This is a genomic window from Arthrobacter sp. A5, from assembly GCF_051131705.1.
In the GTDB taxonomy this organism is placed as follows: Bacteria; Actinomycetota; Actinomycetes; order Actinomycetales; family Micrococcaceae; genus Arthrobacter_M.
Genome location: NZ_CP180316.1, coordinates 2,745,441 through 2,768,363 on the forward strand (window position 1 = coordinate 2,745,441; position 22,923 = coordinate 2,768,363).

Sequence of the window (22,923 nt, forward strand, 5' to 3'; positions counted from 1 at the left end):
TCCGCTATGGGACGATTGTGACGGCGTCGAAATGATGGCCCACTTTTCCCCGACACTTCGGTCGGGAACAGATGAGAGAATCGGACACCGCCATGGCAGGTCTTAAGAACACCCCGGCAGTAGCGAACCTCAAGGCAATGGCCGAGAGAAAGCTCCGCCGCCTTTGGCGCACCGTCCCTCCGGAACAGCGCACCCAGATCCGCGCGGCGGTTCACCCCGCGGACGTGGTCAAGGTGCAGCAGATCGTGAAGACACCCAACCAGAAACCACGGGTTTCTGTCATCATCCTTGCCACTGAACAGGCCCAAGGTGTATCCACCACCTTACGAAGCCTGCTGGGACAGAAACCGTCAGCGATGGAGATCATCGTAATCGACATCGTGGAGGGGGAAAGCGTCCGTGCAGCCGTTCTGCCGTTCGCCACCCGGGACGTCAGAATTAAGTACATGTCCGCGCCGGATATGTCAGAACCTGAGGCCCGCGCCCGTGCGGTTTCGAGCTCCCGTGCGCCCTACATTCTGTTCCTCATGGCCGGAGACGTGGTGGAGAAAAGCCAGCTGGATCTCTTTTTTCAGACCGCCCGGGAAACAGGATCCGACATGGTCGTCGGCATGTCCGGCGTCACCAAAGGCAAGATTGCCTCAACACCTGCCTGGCAACGAAAACTACACGGCGAACGCCAGTTGGCCTTGGTGCTGGCTGAAGCGCCAGAGGTGCTCTTGGATGGATTCCTGAGCAACAAGCTGTTTTCGCGGGAATTCTGGACCGAGCAGGTCGCTCCGGTCGCCGCCGACCAAGGGCATTGGCAGTACGAAGCTATGCGGGTAGCGTATGCCCGCGCCACCACCTTTGACCTTCTCGACGTGAAGCTGTCGAACACTTCCCAAGATGATGCCGCCCGGGTCGTACCTCGGGAACTGCTGTGCCAGCAGCAGTATCTTGAGGACCGCTTGAAGCGCCTTGAATCGTTGGCGGCAATGCTGGGTCAGGACACTTCGCCGGAACTTTACCAGCGGTGGCTGTCCCATGAGCTGGGCATCCGCCTCTTCCGGTTTTTTGAAGTAGTCCCGCGAACGGACGAGACTTACTGGGAATCCCTGCAAAGCACCGTGTCACGGCTCGCCGACGACCATGACCTTGACTGGGCTGCTATCCCGCTCCACAACAGGCTGATTCTGGCTTCCGTGCTCGCCAACAACCGCGTTGACGTGGAGCGCATCTGCAATAACCGCAGCGACTACGGTTCGAGTTTCGCGACATCCTTCACTGACAACCAGCTCCTGGCTCAGCCCGCATATCTGTCAGAGCTGAGTGCGTCGTTCGATCCGGAGTTGTTGGTCTGTCAGGACGTCGATCTTCGAATGATCAGCAAACTCACCCACTTCACCTGGCTGACCGATGGGCGTCTGGAAATAGGCGGACACACCTATATCTCGTCAGTGGATCCGGTGGCTGGCGGAATGATAATTAACGCAGCCCTGTTGAATATTGACGAGACCATCGTTCTCCCCCTCGAAGTTGCCCGGGCCAGCGACCCCACGATTGACTGGGAGTCCAATGACAATTGGACTTCCTACGCTGAAACTTCGTTCCGCACCGTCATCGATCCCCGGCAACTGCTCGAAACAGCGGAATACTCTGAAGTGACTGCATGGCATATTAGGTTGACCCTCCGGGCCTACGACAGGACGCTGGAAGGGATTATCGCCGGCCGCGACCTAACTGGCTCCACTGGTCAGCTGGACGTTGGGCCAATGATGGGCACCGAACGCCTCGCCGTGGAAATGCGACCTGGGAGCACCGGCCTGACGCTTGTCCGTGTCGTCCCGATGTACATGGCTACCGTTGTCGAGCTCAAGGGACGGACGCTCGAACTGACTGTGCAGGCCAACTCAGCACCATTGGCCGCGAAAATTGCAGTGGAATGCGCAAAGTTCGGTATTCGAAAGACCGCCACATGCATCAGCGTGGACGGAAACACCGCGAAATACTCGGTCAAAATACCGCAACTGGCGCAGGACGCCGGATTGCGCACGGAGTACGAGTGGCAGCTGCGCCTCGATAGCGGCTTCAAGGCTCCCCAGCCGGTAGCCTGGCCATTGGATTCGCAGTCCCTCAGGGAGCAAGTCGACGGCACTCAGAGTTTACGGGTCCGGCTCACTGGCTATGGCTTTATTGCCATCGAAGAACGCAGGACGCGGGTCATCGCTTCGTCCATCGACGTTTCAGCCGACCAACGGGTACTGACAGTCAAGGGGACCGCAGATCTTCCCGTCATCCACACGCCACGATTCGTGCTGTCGAGCGGCAAGGCCGTCATCCCCGCCACCAACGTCTCACTGGACCTCCGGACCGATGACGGCAGCAACGCTTTCGTGGCTGAATTCGATCTGCCGCAGCGGCCGTGGGGCGATGAGGAACTGATGCCCGAATCAGGCGCCTATAGTGTCAGATACGTCCCCCCGGGTGTTGACGACACACTGGGTTACTGGTTCCCGGCCGGCGAGGAGCTCCAAAGGCAGATGCCGCGCCGCATTGACGCCGGTCGCACCGAAGTGGGAATCACCCGCTCGTCCCGGAATGCTGCTCTGACTGTGCATCTGCGTCCGCCCTTGGCTCATGACGAGTTGGGCAGGTTCAATCAGCAGGCCATCCGTCTGCGTACGGTCCAACAAGCGCCCCATGATTTGCGTGACGCAGTGCTTTTCATGTGCTTCGGCGGTCGCCGCGCAACGGACAGCCCTAGGCGTCTACTGGAGGAATACCAGCGGCGCGGTTCGACCTGGCCGATGTACTGGGCCATCTCCGACTATTCGGTTCCAGTTCCAGCCGGGACTTCACCGGTACTCATCGGTTCCAAACTGTGGTATCGCCTACTCGGCGAGGTCAGAATCCTGATCAACAACAACAACTTTCCCTTTTACTTCCGTAAGCGGGAAGGCCAGGAATACATCCAAACCTGGCACGGCACCCCGCTGAAGAAACTCGGCAACGACGTAGCCCGGACAAACTTTTCACTGTCGTACTGGAATCTGATGTGGCGGGAAGCAGATTACTGGGATGCCCTGCTCGCACAGAATGATTACGCCGCCGAAGTCCTGGCAAAATGCTTCGGTTTCGATGGACGTGTCGTAGCAGAGGGCTACCCCCGCAATGACAGCCTCACCTCCGACCGCATGGCGCTCGCTCGTCCGGCGATAAGGGAAAAACTTGGCATACCCGAGGGAAAAACAGCCATCCTTTACGCACCCACGTGGCGCGATGATGCCAAGAACGATTCAAAGCAGTACGAGATGGTCACCTACCTGGACTTCGAGGCGGCCCAACGCCTCCTTGGCAACAATTACGTGATTCTCCTGCGCGGCCACCACAATATCGCCGGTCAGCGCCAGACAGCAGCGAACAAGTTCGTCATCGATGTCACGGAGTATCCGGAGGTCAACGATCTGTACACTGCCGCGGACATCCTCGTGAACGATTACTCGTCGGTCATGTTCGATTTCTGCGTCACGGGCAAACCGATCATCTTCCTGACGCCGGACATCGCGCAGTATCGGGACGCAACCCGGGGATTCTATTTCGATCTGGAGGAGAAGGCTCCCGGGCCGCTGCACAACACCACGGAAGAAGTTGTACGGTCCATCAAGAACATCTCCTCCGTCTCCCGCCGATACGCTAAGAGGTACAGCGAGTTCGTCCAAACCTTTGCACCGCACTGCGACGGCAATGCTACCAGGCGCGTGTTTGACGCACTTATCTCAGGCGATAATGCGGCTGCGGCTTCCATCGAAGATCAGACCGCTCAGGCCATGGGTTCAACGGTATGACAGGTCGAAAATCGAATGAGCCGCTGCCCTCGCCGCAGTATCAGCAAAGCTTTTTGTTAACCGCAGGAGATCGCCAAATGACAACACAGCACATGGTCGAAGATGCGGCGAAGCATGAAACAGCCAGTGAGTGGGACAAAGCTGCGCGACTTTACGCAGAGTCACTTTCGGCTACCGCAACGCCCGACGCGGAACTCCTCTTCCGCCTCGGACACGCGCTGTTTCATCAAAATGAACTCGGTGAAGCTGCACATCACATCGAACGTGCCATCTCAATGGAGCCGAATCAGGCAACTTGGCGATATCGCCTGGCCTATATTGAGGAAAAACTTGGGCGGTTATCTTCCGCGGTCCAAAACTACGAAGTCGCGCTGACTCTTGAACCTGCGCGAGCCAGATGGGGACGAAGACTGGAAGCCACGCGAACCTTGCACGCCGCCGCGGCCGCGGAAATGACTCCACGGGAAAAGCGCCTAAATGACCCGGTATTCTACGCCGAAAGACTCTCGGCGTTGAAAGCGGCGAAGGGACAAAAGTGGCAGGAATTAGAGATACTGCACGCGGGACGGCACGCACACAGGGACGACCCACAATGGCTGGCACAACTCGGTTCCGCTCAATATGCCATGAAACGCTTCCCAGAAGCAGCCGAGAGCTTTAAATCCGCTTCGGATCTTGACGGCGGCAACGCAGACTGGTACTTCTACGAGGGCCATGCAAGTGAACAAGCGGGCATGTTGCGGCAGGCTAAAGCGGCGTACGAACAAGCGGTTCGCAAAGATAAGAAACTCAAGGCGGACAGGTTCGGCATAGGAGTCTTTTTTCAGCACAAAGGCATGTGGCCAGCTGCTGCAAAGAAATATCAGGAACTCGCCATCCTCCAGCCGTCAGACGCAGAATTGCGTTACCGCATCGGTCTTGCATACGACCGATGTTACATGTGGAAGGCTGCTGCAAGTCACTATCAGCATGCTATCGTGCTCGATTCCGGTGTCCCTTACTGGCACTACAAACTGGGATTTTCCTATGAGCGTCAAGATATGTGGTTTGAGGCGGCCGGGGCCTACGCTCACGCACACCACCTTGACAGTAATAACAGGTATTGGTCGTATAGGGCTGGATACGCGTTTGAGTCGGCGGGGGAAGCGGAGCGGGCGTGTGAATCATACGTGTTGGCTAGTCCGCTGCCGCTGTTGGAGCAATACCCCAATGCCCATGGGGCCGCTGATGAAGCCCAACGCGTACACCTGCAGCGGATCCTCAACAACAGCGCAGACGCACTGGCGCGGACTCAATCAAAGGATTCCGATCGGCGTCGAGGAGAATTGGCAGCGAAGCTTGGGATGTGGGACCAAGCGAGCGACGCATTCGAATTGGCTGCGGCCAGGAGCGAGGACTTTGATAGCACCAGTTTTTGCCTGCTGGGTTATGCGCGCTACCGGAATGGGGACTACATCGAAGCCGCTGCGGCTTTCAGAGAGGCCCGGCTCTTCAAGACCTCCGACGGGATCGACGTTGAGAAATATCTGAAAAATAAGTCCCAAAAGCTCAGCATGGAATATGTTGAGTATTACGAGACACTCGATCTCAATCCTAAGACAATCCTCTGGGAAAGCAACCACGGGGCGTCAATTGGTTGCCATCCCCTTGCTATATTCGACGAAGTCAGCACAAAGCCTGAGTTTGCCGACTACCGGCACGTTTGGACTATTAATAATACCTCCAACATACCCCCCCGCCTTCGCGAACGAAAAAATGTGATTTTTGTTAGAACACATTCCGACCTATATAAAAGACATCTCGCTTCGGCCCAATTTCTCGTCAACAACGTTTCTTTCCCTCCGTACTTTATCCGCAAGCAAGGTCAGCAGTACCTCAACACATGGCATGGAACACCGCTTAAAACTCTCGGCAAGGACATGGCCGGGGGACCTATCGCCCATGCGAATATCGCGCGGAACTTCCTGCAAGCCAGCCACATTATAAGTCCGAACCGGCACACCAGCGAGGCGCTCATTGAACGCCACGACATCGCAGGCATATTTGGTGGCAAGATCGCAGTGACTGGCTCGCCTCGAATCGATTCGCTCGTCAGATCCGATCCAAACAGACGTGAAGAGCTCCGGACAATGCTTGGCATCGCCCTCGATGACGACAAGCCCATAGTCCTCTATGCACCGACTTGGCGCGGAGCGTCAGACGATCGATTTGTCGATGCGACGCAGCTGCAGACCGACCTCAAAGCAATGCAAAGCTCAAGTCATCACCTATTCTTTAGGGCACACCGCTTGACTGAAGGGTTACTTGAAGGTTTTGATGCGGGACAGTCTGTTGTCCCTGGAGACATTGATACCAACGACTTGTTAATAGCAGTCGACGTGCTAATAACCGATTACTCCAGCATTTTTTTCGACTTTCTGTCAACGGGCCGGCCCATCATCTTCTATGCATACGATCTGGAGGAATACTCGCGGGACCGCGGGCTCTATTTTGACATCAAAGACATGCCTGGTCGCTTGTGCACCGACAGACTAGAGCTGGCCGCCGCCGTCTGTGACTCTGTGGGGAAACGCCTCGAATGTGACGGACGCTACCGAGCTGCACAAGAGACGTATTGTCCCCTCGAGGACGGAAGAGCCGCCGCACGAGTCGCCCGCTTCTTCTTCGAGGATGACCCGGACGACACTGCCGACAAGACGACCGATACAAAGACGCCAATTCTCTTTCATCATGGTTTGATTCCGAACGGCATCGCCACGTCGTTCGCGAACCTCATGTCGAGTCTTGATCCCGAGGTATACCGAATAGTCCTGATCGTGGAGCCTCACGTTCTGGCCGCGAACCCCGGCAGACTGGAGAAGCTCAGGGCTCTCCCTGAGCATGTGCAAGTGATCGGGCGGGTGGGAGTGCAGGCAGTCACCCCCGAAGAGAAATGGGTGACGAGCAAAATAGATTCTCAGTTTAATTTGCCGTCCGACGCACAATGGGCCATTTATGAGCAATCATTCCGCAGGGAATACCAACGTATTCTAGCCGGTAAGCAGTTCGACTCAGTTATTGAGTTCGACGGATACGCTGCCTTCTGGTCGGCGCTTATCGCCTTCGGCGCTTCGGGAAGCCGTAAATGTATATATCTTCATAACGACATGGTAAATGAATACTACATGAAGTTCCCAAATCTCGAGATAATTTTCGGGCTCTATCGGAGTTTTGATAGGCTGATATCCGTGTCCTCGAGTGTTTCGAATGAAAACCGAGCCGGTCTTGCTGAGATATACGGACTGGATCCGGAGAGTTTCACTTATAGCAACAACCAAATAGACGCAGATGCAGTGATTTCCCTCGCTTCTGAGCCCCTAGACGCAGATGTCGCCGCTTGGTACGGTTCTGCGGAAAAGAATTTTCTCGCTATTGGTCGGCTCTCGCCCGAAAAGGACCATGAGAAGTTGATCCGCGCGTTCGTTCGATTCAGAGCCCAAGCCGGAAATGTCAACCTCATCATCGTCGGGGACGGACCCCTGCGTATCGACCTCGAACACTTGATAGAGCGGCTCAATGCCTCTTCATTTATCTGGCTGGCCGGTCAACGGGCAAACCCTTACCCAGCCATATTGTCCGCAGACTCTTTTGTGCTCCCATCCCTTCACGAAGGGCAGCCCATGGTTCTATTCGAAGCCATGATCTTGGGGCGTCCGATTGTATGCACTGATATGCCGGGACCCAGAGATGTTCTGCAAAATCAGTACGGCTTGATTGTTGAGAATTCGGAGGCCGGCGTGCTGCTCGGCTTAGAATCAGTGGACAGCGGAGACGCACGCACCGACTCATTTGATCACCGACTTTATATGGACAATGCTCGCGAACAATTTCTCGAGAACGTGCTGCCGGCTTCGTTGCCCCGTTGAGTGTTGTATGAGGCGGACCGGGATCTCGGTCGCATTCGCATCTTACCGTGCATTGGCGTGGCATCCGGCACTCCGGGTCTGATCTGGTCTTTTTAGACTAAAGCGAAAGGTAAAAGTTCTTGGATCTAGAAAGTCCATACTTGTCGGGCGGCCGACAGGTCAATTATAAGCTTATTCGAGCACGCAAAGAAGTCCGACACCTAATCGTGGTGTTCAGTTCCATTAGGCATGACCAGGGATGGCTCGATTTCGATCACGATGGTCCCCTGCTGCAACATAATCGATCAAATATTCTTTGGATCTATGACGATTTTGGCGAAGACTATTCCTATTATTTCTGCCAAAATAGGGACTTTTCAATCGAGGAAGCCGTCGTGAGTCTCGTCGATTATGTACGAATAAGCATGGGCCTTACTCATGAAGAATGTACTTCGATCGGAATGTCGAAGGGCGGTTCGGCCGCAATCCGTATCGGCATCAGAGCGAACATGAAGAATATTGTTGCTCTAGGTCCCCAGATCGCCATCGGTGCGTATTTGGCAAATCGGAAGCGCACGGCGACTATGGAATATATGGCTGGCAGTAGCGCGGAACAAGACGTGGCTTGGCTTAACGACCTAGTTCCAGCTGCTATCCGCGATGACTCCTCGACAGACCGACACATATATATTGTTACCTCTCCCTACGATCCTCACTGCATAGACTACTTAGACCCGCTATTGATTAATCTGCGCCGCTATGGCAATTTTAATTTGATATCTACGGCCTCTAATCTGGCGCGAAACCATACTAATACTCTGCTCTACAATATTCCTCTTGTTGTATCTTTACTCGGCATCCTAGCTGAGGGGCTCCAGCCGAGATTCGGGGAAACATCCAATGGATCGGGCTATGACGGAAGCGGGCACCGCGACCGACACTTGAAGCTGCATAAGAGGCATGGGGGCGTACTCGATGGGTGAGTTGCCAATGGATTCCGCGCTGCAAAAGGCGATAATCAGACGCGTCCCTGGCACACCGGCAGACTCAGGGACGACTTCACGACTGGATGACCTTGGGAAGGATACCGTTTTGCCTAGTATGAGATCCGTCCGTATGGTGGTCCATCCATCACCCGTGGTGTTGCCGAGACTATCCACGCTGAAACGCGAGCCGCCCCGCCGACCTGATCAGCGGCAGGCCGACTATATGACAAAGTTCGACTCCCAAACGTTGTTTTACGACGTCTTTCACAGTCGCGATCGAATCGAATTATCCGGTCCGCCGCTACTCAACCTTCACACGGAACTGAGAGCGGGGGCTTTTACAGACCCCGGTGGCGAAGTGCTGGAAGCCCAGCTTGGGGATTTGGACCGGACACAACGATCCAGTATCGCTGGCGACTGTAAAGTGCGTTACGTGCACTTGACGTCACCGAACCTGTCTATATCGATTTCTATTGGTCAGGATCTTAGCGACGTCTTCGCTGGACACAGGGTCTTGTTCACCAAATCTAAGAACAACAAACTCTCCTGGATTCGCGATTGGGCGCAATTTCATATCGCTACGCAGGGCATTGACTCGGTACTTATATATGACAACGGATCGACGGATTATTCGCCAGAAGACATCCTGGAGGCCCTGCAGGATGTGGCCGGACTTCTCAGCGCAGTTATAGTTGACTGGCCGTTCCCTTTCGGTCCGCAGGGTGGCAGCTGGGACGGCCTGACGAACGCGCCCTGGGACTCGGACTTCTGCGAGTACGGAATTATGGAACACGCGCGACGAAGATTCCTATCAGATGCAGCCGGCGTTATTAACGCCGATGTAGACGAGCTGGTCGTCACGGATGCTGATCGTACTGTTTTTGATGTCCTCGATGCCTCGCCGCACTCCGTGGTCTCGTATACCGGCCGATGGATAGAGACTGCTGCTGACTCAGAAGCGAGTGCTTCAAGCTTTGCCGACTACGTGTATCTTGACACTCGCAGACCGGCGACCACCGCTAAATGGGCCGCCGTACCGGCCGAAATCCGGGAAGCCATCCAATGGAAGACTCACTGGGTTAATGGGGCTCCAATGGATAAGACCAGTTCTGTCATGCATCGGCACTTTATGGGCATCAATTCAAACTGGAAACGAGACCGCACCGGGCACACTAATGTCGATGTCCTTTATCATAAGGTAGACGAAGTTCTCCTATCCGCTTTTAACCGTGCAAACCTTCAGAAGTCCGTAAAGGGACATTTGTCAGAGACGGTTAGATCGAGCTCTGAGCAGGTCGGCTGGCAGCTGGCCGCACTTAAGGAGTACCTAGCGTCATCAGGTGATATACCGCACCCGATCAGTCGACTTTGGTTTTATTCGCCGAATTGTCTGGTTGTGGACTATCGATGGCACAGCCGCCGCATTGCGTTCGATATAGTCTTGGAAAATGATAATTTGATAATCAAATTACTTGGTCGAACGACGTCCGACTTCCAATACATTACGGATGTCCTGAAAGGCTCTGGCACCCTGAGGCGGGGCGGAAAGTATCTGATCAACATCATTCCGACCACGAATGAAAGGTTCTTGGATCTGATCGCGGAAACAATAAATAATATATACAGACGGGGTCAGATGGCGTTCAGCACACCATCTTAGTCCACTCGACGAACCCTTCCGGAAAAAAGCTGGAATTTTCCGTGATCAGCTCTTCGCGGTTGGCGGTGAAAGCCGGGTCCGTGTCCAGGGCTCTGGACATGAGCGGCGGATCGCTGGGTGGGTTCCTTGGTTTTCTGGTGGTTTCGTGACCTCAGGCCTCCTGACATGGCTGTTGCTTAAGTGAGAGTCTTTCCCGTAATCTCGGTGTTTTTGTTTGGATGAAATCTGTTAATCCCATCCCAAATACGATATAATTTATGGAAGTATACTAGTCGTGCGGGAGGGGTGGGATGATGGCTTTGATGACTGCTCAACCGCCCCTGCCCATGGCTCCTACCGCCACCAGCTTGCTGGGTGCCGCCGTGTCCCTGGTGGAGAACGATGAGGGCGGAAAGGTCTTCATTCACGGCGAACTGGCCTATGTATGGGAGGCCGGAGATTCGGTGACTCGCCGCTTCGCAGCGGTGAGCTTGATGGAGCTCAAGGCAGCAGTTGCAGAGGACATTGCCAGGGTGTTCAAGGTTGGTGCGGTGACGTTGTATCGGTGGCGCAAGCAACTCACAGCGCAGGGCGTGGCCGGGCTCATCCTGGAACAACGCGGCCCGAAGTGTCCCTCACGCTTGAACGAAAAGGTCATTACTGAGATCGTTGTTTTGCGGGAGTCCGGCATGAGCCTGCAGGCCGTCGGAGACGCGGTGGGTGTTTCCGAGTTTAGTGTTCGCCGCGCCCTGGCGCTCACCAAGGAACGCGCCGACGCGGCTGTAGTAGTGGCAGCGCCGACGGTTCCGGAACCCGTAAAACCAGCACCGGCACCGGACGCCGTGCAGCCGGCATTGTGGCAGGAAGACACCACCGAGTTACCGGTATTGCCGGCACCGGTGGCACGCCGTACCGAGCGTTCAGCTGCGCGGGCAGGCCAACTCGTCAGTGCGGCCCCGGTATTTGCCCCGGCCGGCAAAGTCCCCTTGGCTGGATTGTTCCTAGCCCTGCCCGCATTGGAACGCACCGGGCTACTGGAGTGTGCGAAAGAAGTCTTTGGCGCGTTGCCCGATGGTTTCTACGGACTCGAAACCATGCTCCTTGACGCTGTTCTACGCGCTCTCTTGGGGGAATCCAGGGCGGAGGGCGCCACCCGGATCAATGCCACCGATCTGGGACGGGTGTTGGGGTTGGATCGGGCCCCGGAAGTCAAAACAATCCGCCGCAAAACAGACATTATGGCCGATACCGGCAAAGTCGCCGAATTCCTGACAGCCCTGGCCAAGCGCCACCTCAACCCCACCAACGGCGCCCGCACTGAGGACGCTGACGGCGGTGGGCTTCTGGCTGTTTTGTATGTGGATGGCCATGTTCGCGCCTACCAAGGAAGCAAGAAGATCGGGAAGGTGCACTCCACCAGGTTGAAGTTCCCGACCCCGGCCACGGAGGAAACCTGGGTCTCTGATTCCCACGGCGCCCCGGTATTCGTCGTCATGGCAGAACCCGGCACAGCCCTGACCAAGGAACTACGCACCCTGCTACCCACCCTGCGGAACATCATCGGGGACGAGCGGCGGGTGTTGGTGGGCTTTGACCGGGGAGGCTGGTCACCAGCCCTCTTTCAGCATATGGAAGCCTCCGGTTTTGACGTGCTGACCTGGCGCAAAGGCAAAACCGGCGACATCCCCGAAACCCTGTTCGTTCAGGCCGCCCACACTGATGAGCACGGCGAAACACGGGCCTGGATAGCGGCCGACACGATCGTCGACCTGCCCCTGGCCGCCACGGCGACAACCGGTGAAGTGTTTCGCATGCGCCAGATCAGCAGGATCGTCCCCGCCCGAGGCGGAGCCACACGCCAAATCCACATCCTTACCACCAACGATGACATGTCGGCGGGTGAGGTGATCTATCGGATGGGATCACGCTGGCGGCAGGAAAACTACTTCCGCTACGCCCGCATGCACTTCGACCTTGACTCCCACGACACGTACGGCAGTACCGATGATGACCCGGCACGCTCCGTGCCGAACCCGGCGAAGAAAGAAGCTTACAAACAAGTCCTGACCGCCCGCGCCCACCACCACCACGTCGCGGCGGAGACGGATGCGGCGATGCTGGCCATGAAAACACCAGCCCAGGGTGCCGGGGACATCATCATCACCAATGCCATGCATAACGCGATCAACGCACCCCTCTTCACCGCTGAAGCTACTCTCGATGCGGCGGAGGCAGCACACCGTGCAATCCCTGCCCGGTTGCCGCTAGGCGAGCTTGCCCCCGGACAACAAATCCTTGATACCCAGGTCAAACTTCTCACGCACGGGATCCGGATGGCCGCCTACAACACCATGATGACCCTCGCCCGGGAAATCCGAACCAACACCAGCTACGCCCGCGCCAGCCAAGAAGCACACACCCTCATCAGGTCAGCACTGAACACCAGCGGCGACATCGACACCACAACTCCCGGCTTCCTCACCATCCGGCTAAACCCGCTCCCCACCGCACGGGCAACCAAAGCCATCGGAGAGCTGTGCGACCACCTCACCACCACCGAAACCCGCTATCCGGGCACCGACCTGATCCTGCGCTACACCATCAAAAACACCAAACAGGCAAACAAAAACTAAATCGCCATGTCAGGAGCCCTGAACCCAGGACGGCAACCCCGGGGTGCGTCGGACCTGGGCGGAATTAACCGCTCAGGGGTGGCGGATCAGCGCCAAACGCGTGCACCGGCTGATGCGGGTCGCCGGGCTGCAAGGCCGTCATCCCAAAGCGTGGAAGGTCACCACCGTTCCCGGTGAGGAGAAGGTCAACGCACCCGATCTGATCAAACGCAACTTCACCGCCGCCGAGCCCAATACGGCCTGGTGCGGGGATATCACCTACATCAAGACCTGGGACGGGTGGGCCTACCTCGCCACCGTCATCGATCTGCATTCGCGCGCCCTGGTCGGCTGGGCCCTGGACACCCACATGCGCACGTCTCTGGTCACCGATGCCCTGGATATGGCCATCACCCGCCGCCAACCGCCGGCACCGGTAATCTTCCATTCAGACCGCGGCACGCAATACACTTCAAATGAATTCGCCACATATTGGGTGAATAACAAAATTATACGCTCTCTCGGACGGACCGGGACATGTTACGATAACGCCGTATCCGAGTCATTCTTCGCAACCTACAAGAAAGAACTCATTCACACTAAACCATGGCCGGACCTGAAACGCCTCCGTAGAGAAACATTCCTCTGGATCGAAGGCTACTACAACACGCGGCGCCGTCATTCAACTAACGGATATTTGACACCGCTCGAATATGAGTTAGGCTATAAATCAATTCACGAACTCGCGGCTTAATCTCGAGTCCACAAAAGCGGGAACACTCCACGTCGGCGCGGGCGTAGCCGGTGTTGGTGCGGATCTCCCTCGCCAGGGTGGACGCGGTGTTGAACGCGGCCATCCGGATCGCGTGGGTGAGCAGTTTCGTCTCGGTGTCCAGAACCTGTTGTCCCGGCGCGATGTCCCCGAGGGGCACCCGCGCCGGGATGTCCTTATGCACCGCCTGCGCCGCCTCGAGGGCGGCCTGGGCGGTGAACAGGTCCGCGGTGATCGCATTGTGCCCGGCATCAGGGCTCCTGACATAGCGATTTAGTTTTTGTTGGTTGGTTCTTTGTTTTTGACGGTGTAGCGCAGGATCAGGTCGGTGCCTGGGTGACGGGTTTCGGTGGCGGTGAGGTGTTCGCAAAGCTCGCTGATGGCTTTGCTGGCCCTTGCTGTGGGGAGTGGGTTCAGCCGGATGGTCAGGAAGCCCGGGGTCGTGGTGTCGATGTCACCGCTGGTGTTCAGCGCTGACCTGGTCAGGGTGTGGGCTTCTTCGGTGGCGCGGGCGTAACCGGTGTTGGTGCGGATTTCCCTGGCCAGGGTCATCATGGTGTTGTAGGCGGCCATCCGGATCCCGTGCGTAATCAGTTTGACTTCGGTATCGAGGACCTGCTGCCCGGGGGCGAGTCCACCTAACGGCAACCGGGCAGGAATCTCCCGGTGAGCTGCCTCCGCGGTATCTTGAGCGGCTTCGGCGGCGAAGAGGGGTGCGTTGATCGCGTTGTGCATGGCGTTGGTGACGATGATGCCCCCGGTACCGTGTGCGGGTGTTTTCAGGCCCAGCATCGCCGTATCCGTCTGGGCTGATACCTGCTGGTAGCGGGCCCGGGCGGCCAGGACTGTCTTGTAGGCCTCCTTCTTCGCGGGGTTCGGCACCGAGCGGTGCGGGTCATCATCGGTACTGCCGTAAGCATCATGGGAATCCAGGTCGAAATGCATCCTGGCGTAACGGAAGTAGTTTTCCTGCCGCCAGCGTGAACCCATCCGGTAAATCACCTCACCAACGGACATCTCCTGGTTGGTGGTGAGGATGTGGATCTGGCGTGTGGCGCCGCCTCGTGCGGGAACGATCCTGCTGATCTGGCGCATCCGGAACAGTTCACCAGTTTTTACGGTCGCGGGCAGGGGCAGATCAACCATCGTGTCGGCCGCCAGCCAGGAACGTGTTTCACCGTGCTCATCACGATGGGAAACCGGACTGAATTGGTCTTCGGGGATTGGTGGTGTGGTGCCTTTGCGCCAGGTCAGCACATCAAAACCTGCCGCTTCCATGTGCTGGAACAGGGCTGGGGACCAGCCGCCACGGTCAAACCCGACGAGTACTCGCCGCTGGTCCCCGATGATGTCCCGCAAGGCCGGAAGCAGGGTGCGTAGTTCCTTGGTCAGGGCGGTACCCGGTTCGGCCATGACGACGAATACCGGGGATCCGTGGGAGTCGGAAACCCAGGTCTCCTCCGTTGCCGGGGTCGGGAACTTCAACCTGGTCGAGTGTACTTTCCCGATCTTCTTCGCGCCTTGGTAAGCACGCACATGCCCATCCACATAGAGAACGGCAAGGAGCTCCTCACCGTCAGGATCATTTCCGTTCCCGGGGTTCAGGTGGTGTTCGGCCAGGGCGATCAGGAACTCCCCGGTTTTTCCGGTGTCGGCCATGAGGTCTGTTTTGCGGCGGATCGTTTTTACTTCCGGTGCCCGATCCATCCCCAGCACCCTTCCCAGATCGGTGGGGTTGATCCGGGTCGCGCCCTCGGCCCTTGATTCCCCGAGCAAGGCGCGGAGAACAGCGTCCAGGAGCATCGTGTCGAGCCCATAGAAGCCGTCCGGCAAAGCACCAAAAGTGTTCTTCGCGCAGGCGAGCAGACCGGTCCGCTCCAGCGCGGGCAAGGCCAGAAACAACCCAGCCAACGGCACTTTCGCCGCCGGAGCAAACACCGGGGCAGCGCACACCAGTTGACCGGCACGGGCTGCTGACCGCTCACTGCGGCGTTCCGTCGGCGCCGGCGACACGGGCAGATCGGCGGATTCTTCCTGCCACAATGCCGGCTGTGCCGCTTCCGGTGTCGGTGTTGGACTTACGAGCGCAGGGACCTTCACTGCTGCCGCCTCGGTGGGTGCCGTGGTTCGCTCCTTGGTGATGGCCAGGGCACGGCGGACGCTGAATTCGGAGACACCCACCGCGTCTCCGACGGCCTGCAGACTCATTCCGGACTCACGCAGAACAACAATCTCAGTGATCATGTCTTCACTCAACCGTGACGGGCCCTTCGGGCCGCGTTGTTCCAGGATCAGACCGGCCACACCCTCGGTGGCCAGTTGCTTGCGCCACCGATACAACGTCACCGCGCCGACCTTGAATGCGGTGGCAATCTCCTCCACGACCGCCGCTTTGAGCTCCATCAGGTTCACGGCAGCGAAGCGGCGAGTTACTGAATCTCCGGGCACCCACACGTAGGCCAGTTCACCGTGAAGGAAGACCTTCCCGCCCTCATCGTCCTCCACGAGGGAGACGGCAGCACCAATCGGGCAGGCAGCAGCGACGGGGGCCATTGGCAGAGGCGGTTGCGCAGTCATCCAAGCCATCATTCCACCCCATTCCGCCCGCATAGTTTACTTTCATAAATTATATCGTATCTGAGGCGGAATTAACAGGTTTCAGCCCAACAAGAACACCGGAATTACGCGAAAGCTACACACTCAATCATCAGCTATGTCAGGAGCCCTGGGCATTGGTGATCAAGACTGTGGCCGTTCCCGGCGCCGGGGTCCGGGCGGCCAGCAGCGCGGCGTCGGTGTCGGCCAGGGTCTTCTGGTAGCGGGTTTTGGCGGCCAGGACCGTCTGGTGGGCCTTGCGTTTGGCCGGGTTCGGCACCGACCGTTCCGGATCATCATGGGTACTGGCGTAGGCATCGTGGGAATCCAGGGCGAAGCGCATCCTCGCGTAGCGGAAGTAGTTTTCCTGCCGCCACCTCGCTCCCATCCGGTAGATGGCCTCCCCGGCTGGCATGTCGGTGTCGGTGGTGAGGATGTGGATCTGCCGGGACCCGCCGCCCGGGGTGTTGACCTTGCGGCTGATCTGGCGCATCGCGAACACTTCCCCGGTGCTCCCTATGGGGACCTCGACCCGGGTGTCGGCGGCATGCCAAGACCGGGTTTGTCCGTGGTCGTCCGTGTGGGCGACCTCTGTGAGCAGAGTGTCGTCGATGTCCCCGGTGGTGCCCTTGCGCCAGGTCAGCACATCGAAGCCTTGCCCGCTCATGTGTTGGAACAGGGCCGGGGACCAGCCGCCCCGGTCGAAACCGACCAGGACCCTGCGGTCATCGCCGATAATCAATCGCAGGGTCGGCAGGAGCCGGCGCAGTTCCCCGGTCAGCGCGGCCCCGGGTTCGGCCATGACCACCAGCACCGGTGCACCGTTCGCGTCGGCGACCCGGGTTTCCTCGGTCGCCGGGACCGGGAACCTCCACCGGGTCGGAAGGGGCAGTTGAGCAGTCATCGTGCCCATCATCCCACCCCGCCCCAAACGGTAAATCTTATACCTTAGATTTTATCGCATCAGGTAGGAAATTACATCAGGTAAGCAATTAACAGTCAGCCACACAACAAAAACACCGGAATCACAAGCAAGTCATCCCCACAGACTCACCTTGTGTCCGGAGTCCTGAGGCTTCGATATCCGGGAGATCAACCGGCCCGACTGCACCCACCGCTGCCTGCATGGCAAGCCCGATCGCATCGATGCCTACCAGGCCGCCGAAGCCGTCCTGGCCGGCGGGGCACCTCGACGCCGAAGACCCGCGACGGGCGTGCCGGACAGGCCGCCTCGGCGGCCTCCACGTAGCGGCGGCCCGTCTTCCGATTCACACCGGCCCGTTCCGCCGCGGTCCGCAGACCGGCCCCTTCGAGCCGCACTCGAAGCGCTTCCCTGATGTCAACCACGCTGACCTCCTAGAATCCCATCCCCATTGACCTCCTCGTCGACAACACTGACGCGACGATCCAACAGGCTTTAAGGCGACTTCCCGGCAAGGCGCGCCGGGTGGTCCCTTGGCTGGCTACACAGGTAGTCCCATGAGAGTGGCAAAAAACGGGCTACAACGGTCCCATGCCCGTGGCAAGCGACAGCGTCAAGGCAAGCCGACCTTCGCCACGATCATATTATGGTCGGATGGAAATGTCCCAACGTAATTCCCCGCTGCGTCGAGATTGGCGACGGTTTCCCACTCGCCCACCCGCATCTTCGAGGTGAAGATGTAGTCGATGTACGTGCCAGTGGCTGCTGGGTTTTGGTTGGCGCGCGGTGTGTATTCCAGCCCATTCCAGCTGTTCAGGTCGGTGTGGATCCGGCGCTCTGCAGTCGCCGCCATGCTGGGGAACTCCTGCAGGTAATCGTTTCCGAGGGGGTCGATGAGGCCAGCCGCGGTGAAGGCGTCGTATGGTGCGTTTGACGGTTCGCGCCACTTACTGGAATTCAAGTCACCCGTCATCAATATCGGCAGAGCATCGGTATTCTCATTCTTGATGATGTCTACAATTGCGTCCGCCTGCTGCTTGCGAAGTTCGTAGTAACCGTCCGCTTGGCCCGACAACAGGTGGGTATCTCCGAAGAAGAACAATTTTCCCGTGTTTTTCTGCTTCGCAACCGCCCAGGCGAGGTAGCGCTGGTTTTCGGAAATGCTACCCATCGGCAAGGCCTTCGAGCCCGACCGAAGTATCTCGACGGTAGCGGGATTGTAAAAGATCCGCGTTCCCTGTGATGCACCTTGGTCGGCGTAAACGCATTCTGTCGGCGTGACCGAGTTGGCACAGTTATTGCGCTTGTCATTAGTGGGTACATAAGGGGCTCCCGCTGCGTTTAGGCGCTGCAACAAATCCTCGAATTGGGAGATCCCGCCCTTGTACCCAGGTTCATTGAGCCAGGCTTGAGATGCCTCCTGGATGCCGATGATGTCCGGCATTTTCGATTTGATGGTGTCGACGACGGCTCCCCGCCGGTCTGCCCACGGCAGCGCATTCGGATTGTCTTCGTCCTCTGGCACGCAATTGGCACACATAATGTTGTAGCTCGCGACCGTCAGGGGATTGACCAGCTCCGGTGGGGCCGGCGGTTCCGCTTTAGTTGTCACCGCGAGTACGGGAGTGTAACTGCTGAGAGCTTCCCCGGCCTCGTCAATCACCCTGACCTGGAAGTAATAGGTGGACAGCGGGCTTAGCCCCCGCGTCTCCGCAGATGTCACCCCGGCGTACCGGTGCCACGTGGCATCGGACATGTCAGGGCGTGTCGCCACGGCGACGCGATACTGGGGCGCGTTCGGCACCGCCTTCCATGTCAGATCCACTGTCCGATATGTGGAGGTCGCTGCAAGTCCCGCAGGGGTCGGATACGGGTCCACTGGTGTGGTGAAGGAGACCGTCTGGGAGTAGCTACTTAGGTTCTCACCTGCCGCTCCAATAACTCGGACCCGGGCAAAGTACACCGTCTCTGGCTTAAGCCCGTTGATAGTCCCTGACGCTCCTGTGAAGCGAGTAAACCCAGAATCACTCATGTCCGCTTTGCTGTACACCTGCACCCGGTATCCGGGGGCGTTAGCTACGGGATTCCAGGCGACATTGATCGAGCTGTGGCTGGTTACCGAGGCGTTGAGGCCGCTCGGTACTGCATACGCCGGACTCGCAGCCGTCGTGACCGTGATCGGCGCCGAGTACCCCGTCAGATTCACGGAACCGTCAGCACTGATCCCCCGCACCCGGAACTGATACGCCGTCCCCTTCACCAGCCCGCGGATCTCCGCCACAGGACTCTCAAACCGGTAAAACACCGAATCACTCATATCGGCCTTGCTGTACACCTGCACCCGGTAACGCGGCACATTCGCCGACGCAACCCAGGCCAAACTAATCGACTGATCCGTCTGCCCCGTCGACTTCAACCCCACCGGCACCGCATACGCCGGAGCCGCAGCCGTCGTGACCGAGATCGGCGCCGAATACCCTGTCAGATTCGCACCATCATCGGTGATCCCCCGCACCCGGAACTGATACGCCGTACTCTTGACCAGCCCGCGGATCTCAGCAGCCGGATCAGTGAACCGGTAAAACACCGAATCACTCATGTCCACCTTGCTGTACACCTGCACCCGGTAACGCGGCACATTCGCCGACGCAACCCAGGCCAAACTAATCGACTGATCCGTCTGCCCCGTCGACTTCAACCCCACCGGCACCACAAACACCGGAGCCGCTGCCGTCGTGACCGTGATCGGCGCCGAATACCCCGTCAGATTCACGGAACCGTCAGCACTGATCCCCCGCACCCTAAACTGATACGCCGTACCCTTCACCAGACCACGAATCTCCGCCACAGGACTCTCAAACCGGTAAAACACCGAATCACTCATATCGGCCTTGCTGTACACCTGCACCCGGTAACGCGGCACATTCGCCGACGCAACCCAGGCCAAACTAATCGACTGATCCGTCTGCCCCGTCGACTTCAACCCCCCCGGCACCACAAACACCGGAGCCGCAATGGTTTCGCTCTGCAGGGCGCCGCCGCTTAGCGCGTTGGCTTGCGGTGCCGCTATCAAAATGGGCAATATGAGGGCCAGGGCGGCGACAAAGAGCGGCCCCGTCCGAGGGCGAATATGGCGGTGGGAGATATTCATCTGAGACCTTGCGTTCGAGCAGGACAGACTAGCGCTTAGTAGTGCTTGGTCTGCTGGCGAGACTTCCATGCTGAACTATCGGCAGCTGATGAAGATTCGTTACCTGCACGTCCGCATTATCCAACGGCCTCCCGTCGTCTGCCGAAATACACGGCAGATCATCCCGTCAGGCCGGGGCGACAATCTCGAGGGACGTGGAAGATGCTATGTCACCCGCATAGGCCGTGAGTGAGTACGTGCCCGCTTGCATACTCAAGGGAACAAAGACCAGGACAGAAACCGTGCCGTTTTCATCCGCGCTGATAACCAGCGGCTCGCCAACGGGCTGCGGTTGAAATTGGTCCGCTTCCGCGCTTGTGTCTTTGCCGCTAATTGTGGGCTGAAACTCGAGTTCGACCTTCGCGTTGGGCTCATATCCGGCTCCCCGGATTTTCCAGGCCTTGCCAGCTTCCCAAATGGGGTATTCCGGTGTCAGCGCATCGTCGTCGTACTGCCTAACCGTCCGGTCGGGGTGGCGCGTCGGATCCCAGGAACCGGCGGTTGCTCCGGCAGACGCAATACTTGGCCCATCCGTCGGGGGTATCGTGCTGGCGGTCGCATCCGTCGGGGGTATCGTGCTGGCCGTTCCATTCGCTGGGGCCCCTGCGCTAGCGATCGCCAAACCGTTGGCGCTGGGCACCGGCGACGTCCCAGAGGTGGTTGTCCCCGGAGGCGTAGCCGCCGAACAAGAACTGGCCAGGACAACGGCGGACAGCGCGAGACCCAGAACAATAAATTTCTGTTTCAATAGTCGTCCTCTCAACTGCGACCATCAACGGGGTATGGAAAGTCATGGGCCCAGCCTGAGCCTTCGCAACCATCCAGCCCGGCCTGAGGCTCACAAAGAGCTCCTGACGAGCCTACCGCTCAGCAATGAGCGCTCGGTACAGAGTAATGCGTCCACCCCGCGGTTGTTCCTGGATCCGCCCTAGCCCGGATATGAAGTTGATCACATCCCGTCGTTGCCGATTTGTAATATTACGTCCGGCCTGAAAGACTGTGGCGTCCCTAAGCAACAATGTTGCCTACTCGCGCCTTTTAAATGGTCTCAGTAACCTTTAGAAGGGTTAATTACCTTAAGGTATAGATGCAAACGAACAAACACGGGGCCCGTTTCGGCGGTCGAATAATCGCCGCGTTCATTATCGCAGCGATGCTCCTTCTCATAACAGGGACATCCCACGCCAATGCCGCCACGACGGCGCCATCCGGACTCAAGTTATCTTCTAAGACTAGTACATCAATATCCATTTCATGGAATTCGGTCAGCGGCGCGAGCCGCTATCGCGTCCAGTATTCGACCAAACCAGACTTTTCCGAGTCAGCCTACAACCGATTCACGGCTGTATCAGCGGATATTCACGGGCTTGCGTCTAACACTACCTATTACCTACGTGTTAGGGCAATTTCAGCCGACGGCAGCACTAACCTCACTGACTACTCTGCGGCCATTTCGGCCAAGACGGACGCCGCAGCGGCCCTTGCGCCGGTAAGCAATCCGCTTTCTGTGGCGAGTTACAATGTGAAATGTGCCAATTGTTTTGCGGGCGCGGCGAATGAGCTGCCGTGGGCTGACCGGAGGGCAGCAGTCGTCAGCACCATACAATCCCAGATGCCGGATGTGATCGGAGTACAGGAGGCCTCTCAAGGATGGCTCAAGGACGACGCCCGGCCGGGCGGCGTGTCGCAGTTTGAGGACCTGCAGGAACGCCTCCAGGCGGCCGGCACGGTCTACAAGCTGACAAACACCAAACGCAACAACTGCGTCAAAGACACGACGCCGACCAACTGCGTTTATGCCGATCAGGGCGCCTCCCAGGGAACCAAACTTCTCTTCAACTCAGCGACTGTGGATCTTGTGAGCCAGGGATCGGTGGCGCTACCTTCCATCAACCAAACTGACAATGCGCGTTATCTCGCGTGGGGAATCTTCACACAGAAATCGACAAACAAGAAGTTCTTCGTTGGCGATGCCCATCTGGACCCGGGCGGCGGCACCGACTACCAGAATGTACGAACCGCGCAAACTCAGGCTATAACTGCGGAAATCAATAAACGAAACACGGAAAATCTGCCCGTCCTGGTGACTGGGGACTTCAATTCCCATAAGTGGACTGCTCCAACTAACGCTCCCTACGACGTCATGACTGCGGCGGGCTACATCGATCCACTGGGCAACACTTATGCTTCGGATGTGCCTAGCGGAGCAGCAACGGCAGAGAAGACTGTCGGCGCAAACTACGACAGTTACAACGCCTTCAAGCGCCAGGTGAACGCACGGAATGCCGACGGCAATGGAACATATTTGGACTACATCTTCACATCCAAAATGCGCGTCGCTGAGTGGCGGACGGTTGTGAACGCCGATTCGAATGGCAATTTCGTGGGGACTATTCCTTCCGATCACAACATGATTCGGGCAACGGTACAGCTCCCATAGAGCAATAGCACGAGGAAAGGGCGGCTTCGCAGTCATGTGACCGCGGGGCCGCCCTT

At 57.9% G+C, this 22,923-nt stretch carries 11 protein-coding genes; 8 read left to right on the plus strand and 3 right to left on the minus strand.

What is annotated here, in order from left to right:
* The first annotated feature begins 71 nt into the window (after positions 1-71).
* The 7 genes from ACLLJI_RS13020 to ACLLJI_RS13050 all read left to right on the plus strand — a co-directional run bounded on the left by ACLLJI_RS13020 (position 72) and on the right by ACLLJI_RS13050 (position 13,997).
* On the plus strand, positions 72-3,827 hold the full coding sequence (locus ACLLJI_RS13020; RefSeq protein ID WP_434612868.1) for a bifunctional glycosyltransferase/CDP-glycerol:glycerophosphate glycerophosphotransferase: 3,756 nt from the start codon (positions 72-74) through the stop codon (positions 3,825-3,827).
* Between the two features lie 77 nt (positions 3,828-3,904).
* Entirely contained in the window at positions 3,905-7,732 is a 3,828-nt protein-coding gene (locus ACLLJI_RS13025) for a CDP-glycerol glycerophosphotransferase family protein (RefSeq protein ID WP_434612870.1), read from the plus strand.
* 206 nt (positions 7,733-7,938) lie between these two features.
* The gene (locus ACLLJI_RS13030) at positions 7,939-8,694 is read left to right on the plus strand and encodes a hypothetical protein (protein ID WP_434612872.1); all 756 of its coding nucleotides are present in this window, start codon (positions 7,939-7,941) and stop codon (positions 8,692-8,694) included.
* A gap of 133 nt (positions 8,695-8,827) precedes the next feature.
* Positions 8,828-10,357, plus strand: a complete 1,530-nt coding sequence (locus ACLLJI_RS13035) for a hypothetical protein (RefSeq protein ID WP_434612874.1) — start codon at positions 8,828-8,830, stop codon at positions 10,355-10,357.
* Between the two features lie 302 nt (positions 10,358-10,659).
* Complete coding sequence (locus tag ACLLJI_RS13040; protein WP_434612876.1) at positions 10,660-12,969, plus strand: putative transposase; 2,310 nt, start codon at positions 10,660-10,662, stop codon at positions 12,967-12,969.
* Between the two features lie 43 nt (positions 12,970-13,012).
* The gene (locus ACLLJI_RS13045; protein WP_434612878.1) at positions 13,013-13,702 is read left to right on the plus strand and encodes an IS3 family transposase; all 690 of its coding nucleotides are present in this window, start codon (positions 13,013-13,015) and stop codon (positions 13,700-13,702) included.
* A gap of 112 nt (positions 13,703-13,814) precedes the next feature.
* A complete protein-coding gene (locus tag ACLLJI_RS13050) occupies positions 13,815-13,997 on the plus strand; it encodes a hypothetical protein (RefSeq protein WP_434612880.1) in 183 nt (60 codons plus the stop codon).
* On the opposite strand, the gene ACLLJI_RS13055 is transcribed toward ACLLJI_RS13050, so the two are convergent.
* From ACLLJI_RS13055 to ACLLJI_RS13065, 3 genes are all read right to left on the minus strand, one after another.
* Positions 13,994-16,297, minus strand: coding sequence for a putative transposase (locus ACLLJI_RS13055; protein ID WP_434612882.1), 2,304 nt, complete (start codon positions 16,295-16,297; stop codon positions 13,994-13,996). The two genes, ACLLJI_RS13050 and ACLLJI_RS13055, sit on opposite strands and share 4 nt — an antisense overlap.
* 139 nt (positions 16,298-16,436) lie before the next feature.
* Entirely contained in the window at positions 16,437-17,219 is a 783-nt protein-coding gene (locus ACLLJI_RS13060) for a hypothetical protein (RefSeq protein ID WP_434612884.1), read from the minus strand.
* A gap of 631 nt (positions 17,220-17,850) precedes the next feature.
* Positions 17,851-20,457 carry a fibronectin type III domain-containing protein gene (locus tag ACLLJI_RS13065; RefSeq protein WP_434612886.1) on the minus strand — a complete coding sequence of 869 codons (2,607 nt, stop codon included), beginning with the start codon at positions 20,455-20,457 and terminating at the stop codon, positions 17,851-17,853.
* Between the two features lie 1,057 nt (positions 20,458-21,514).
* Here ACLLJI_RS13065 and ACLLJI_RS13070 point away from each other — a divergent pair.
* A complete protein-coding gene (locus ACLLJI_RS13070) occupies positions 21,515-22,867 on the plus strand; it encodes an endonuclease/exonuclease/phosphatase family protein (RefSeq protein ID WP_434612888.1) in 1,353 nt (450 codons plus the stop codon).
* Positions 22,868-22,923 lie beyond the last annotated feature (56 nt).